The organism is Mycobacterium sp. (assembly GCF_032159765.1).
In the GTDB taxonomy this organism is placed as follows: domain Bacteria; phylum Actinomycetota; class Actinomycetes; order Mycobacteriales; family Mycobacteriaceae; genus Mycobacterium.
In genome coordinates this window covers 1-2,826 of sequence record NZ_JAVHWM010000020.1, presented here as the reverse complement: position 1 = coordinate 2,826, position 2,826 = coordinate 1, and the positions used below count along the sequence as shown (strand labels likewise).

Annotated in this window: 6 protein-coding genes; 3 read left to right on the top strand and 3 right to left on the bottom strand. The window is 66.6% G+C overall.

The window, feature by feature from the left end:
* Positions 1–695: WS/DGAT domain-containing protein (locus QOH60_RS02295; protein ID WP_526416667.1), on the top strand; the 695-nt coding region annotated here is incomplete at its 5' end.
* Here the strand turns inward: QOH60_RS02295 and QOH60_RS02290 are convergent.
* Entirely contained in the window at positions 688–996 is a 309-nt protein-coding gene (locus QOH60_RS02290) for a putative quinol monooxygenase (RefSeq protein ID WP_526416665.1), read from the bottom strand. The two genes, QOH60_RS02295 and QOH60_RS02290, sit on opposite strands and share 8 nt — an antisense overlap.
* 1 nt (position 997) lies before the next feature.
* Positions 998–1,612, bottom strand: coding sequence for an NADPH-dependent F420 reductase (locus QOH60_RS02285; RefSeq protein WP_526416663.1), 615 nt, complete (start codon positions 1,610–1,612; stop codon positions 998–1,000).
* A gap of 75 nt (positions 1,613–1,687) precedes the next feature.
* Between QOH60_RS02285 and QOH60_RS02280 the strand changes: the two genes are divergently transcribed.
* A complete protein-coding gene (locus QOH60_RS02280) occupies positions 1,688–2,011 on the top strand; it encodes a winged helix-turn-helix transcriptional regulator (RefSeq protein ID WP_526416661.1) in 324 nt (107 codons plus the stop codon).
* A gap of 15 nt (positions 2,012–2,026) precedes the next feature.
* Here the strand turns inward: QOH60_RS02280 and QOH60_RS02275 are convergent, their stop codons facing one another.
* Positions 2,027–2,632, bottom strand: a complete 606-nt coding sequence (locus QOH60_RS02275; RefSeq protein ID WP_526416658.1) for a TetR/AcrR family transcriptional regulator — start codon at positions 2,630–2,632, stop codon at positions 2,027–2,029.
* Between the two features lie 24 nt (positions 2,633–2,656).
* Here QOH60_RS02275 and QOH60_RS02270 point away from each other — a divergent pair.
* Positions 2,657–2,826, top strand: a 170-nt coding sequence (locus QOH60_RS02270) for an SDR family NAD(P)-dependent oxidoreductase (protein WP_526416669.1), incomplete at its 3' end; no start/stop codon positions are given.

Sequence of the window (2,826 nt, the reverse complement as noted above, 5' to 3'; positions counted from 1 at the left end):
AGGACACCGATGCGGGACGGGTTCCGCCACCGGCCGATCTGCGTCCTGCGCTGAGGACCAATGCACGACCGACGGGCCCGACGCACCTGCGTACCGTGGTGCGAAGGCGTTCCGACCTGTCTGGGCCCACAGTCACCGTTGCGGTTCTGTCGGCGGTGTCCGGCGCGCTCGCCGACCAACTGCGCACCCTTGGCGACGACCCGTCGTTCCTCGGCGCTGAGGTGCCGATGGCGAAACCGCCGCCGCGCTTGGCGTACAACCACTTCGGGAACGTCGGCGTCGGCCTCTACCCGGAGCTCGCCGAGCCTGAACGCTGCGTCCGGATCGCCGCCGACCTCGACGAGCGGCGCCGCCGGGCCGCGCACCCTGCGATGCGCATGGCGGACCTGGCCTTCGCGGCGACACCGGCTCCGTTGTTGCGTTGGGGCATGGACCGATTCGATCCCGATGTCCGTGTGGCACAGGTGACAGGCAATACCGTCGTCTCGAGCGTGAACTTCGGCGCCAACGATTTCAGCTTCGGCGGTGCGCCCGTGACGATGGTGACGGCCTTCGCCGGACTGTCGCCGATGATGGGACTGACACACGTGGTTGGCGGCGTCGGCGACACCATCGCGATAGGCGTGCACGCCGCAGAGTCGGCTGTCGGTGACGTCGACGCCTACGTCGACCGTCTCGAACGCGCGCTCACTTGATCCGGGTCAGCGCCTCGACCGGTTGGTAGTGCTGCATCTCCTCGATGTCGTCGACATACGGCCTGATGGGTGGGAAGAACCGGCGGAACTGCTCGCTGGGGCGGAACTTGCCAAGGTGATCGTCAGTGGAGGTCCAATGGATGCGCAGCACGAATCGCTCCGGCTCCTCCTCGCAATGCGATAGCTCATAACCCAGGCAGTATGGGCTGTCGTCCAGGGCCTCGGCCGCCGTCCGGTACGCATTGACGAACTGCTCGCGACGGTCCTCGTCGATTCGGTACCGGATGTACTCGATGGTCACGTCAGTCCTTTCCCCGAATGAGCCCGAAGGCCCAGTTTGTGCCGAAGCCGCGCCGCAGCGCGAGGTGGATCCAGATCAATGCGTACGGCTCCAGCAGCCGCGCCAGCGTGAGGTCGCCCGCATCGACGGTCTCGAAGCCCAACTCCGACACGAGTCCAGCGGTGACTTGTTTGGCTGCCTCGTCGTCACCGCAAACGAACATTACGGGCGCGCTTGGCAATTGGGGATGACCCATCATCGGAGCGCCGATCTGGTTCATGGCCTTGCACACTCGGGCGCCCGGCGCCCACGCCGCGACGTGCTCCGCGCCCGAGGTGGTGTGCCCGATCTCGAGCGCGGTGAAGTCGGGGGTGAGCGGATTGGTGCAGTCGATGAGCACCTTGCCGGTGAGGTCGCCGCACGCCTTGACGGCCTCTTCGGTGCCCTGCCACGGCGTGCAGAGCACAACGATGTCGCTGCCCGCCACCGCCGCGTCGTTGGTCGTAGTAGGCGCGTCGAGGTCGGCGTACTTGGCGTCGTCGGGGGAGCGGACACCGTAGGTGATGTCGTGGTCGGTGCCCCATGCACCGCCGAGTGCGCGCCCGACGTTTCCCGCGCCGATGATTGCGATCTTCATGGGGGCTACGCTACGGCCGAGGTTGATCGGCGATAAGAACGCACTTTGAGGTGCGTCACGCATCGGGAGGTTGGTGTGGACGATCAGGTCGGATGTCCGGTCGAGGCCACCCTGGCGGTCATCGGTGGCAAGTGGAAGGCCGTGCTGATCTTCCACTTGATGCACACCGGACCACACCGCTTCGCCGAGTTACGGCGAAAGACGACCGGGATCAGTGACCGGGTGCTGACCCGCCAGTTGCGGGAGCTGGAGACCGACGGCGTCGTCGCCCGCGAGGTGTTTGCCGAAGTGCCGCCGCGCGTCGAGTATTCGCTGACCGAGTACGGTGAGTCGCTGCGTCCGGTGACCGAGGCGATGTGTCAGTGGGGCCAGCGCCACATGAGGACCGGAGCCGCTTAGGTCTCGCGAACGGCGCTAATCAGCGGTGCGCAGCGTCTCGATTCCGACGTCGAGCGCGGCCTCCAGATAGCTGAGGTCGCCGGTAGCAAGCATCATCCCGACGCCGCCCTGGATGCCGGCTAGCAGCGCGGCGGCCACTCGGTCGGCGTCGAGTGCGGCGCTTATTTTTCCTTGTGACTGCATGTCCCGCACTCCGGCTGCGATCTCGTCATGCCACTTGCGGATGAGCGCAGCGGTTACCGCCTGCGCGCCAGGGGTGCTGCGGCCGATCTCGGACATCAACACCGCAAGCGGGCAGTGTTGGCCCTGCCTGCGGTACCGGTCGACGACGGCGTCACGCCATCGCCGCCACGCCGCCCACGACGTCAACTCGCCCAGATACGGCTGCTGGTCGTCGAGAACCATCTGTGCCTCGCGCTCGGCGACCGCGAGCAGCAGCTGCTCCTTGCCGTCCGGGAAATAGTGAAACAGCTGGCTTTTGGAGGTCTGCGTGCGCGCACGGATGTCGTCGAGCGTGGCGACCGCGACACCGCGTTCGCGGATCTCGGCGGCCGCGCCCTCGACGATGCGCTGTCGGGTGGCCCGGCCCTTGGTCGTCAGCTTCTGGACTTGCAGGTCCATTTTTACCAGCGTACCAGTGGACCCATGAGTTCAAATATCAAGCGGCTGGCAGGCCGCACGGCACTGGTTACGGGTTCTACCGGCGGTCTTGGGGTCGCTATCGCCTCGGCGCTTGCGGCAGAGGGTGCCGTGGTCATCGTCAGCGGCCGTGACAAGGAGCGTGGCGATGCGGTCGTCGCCGACATCCGGTCCGC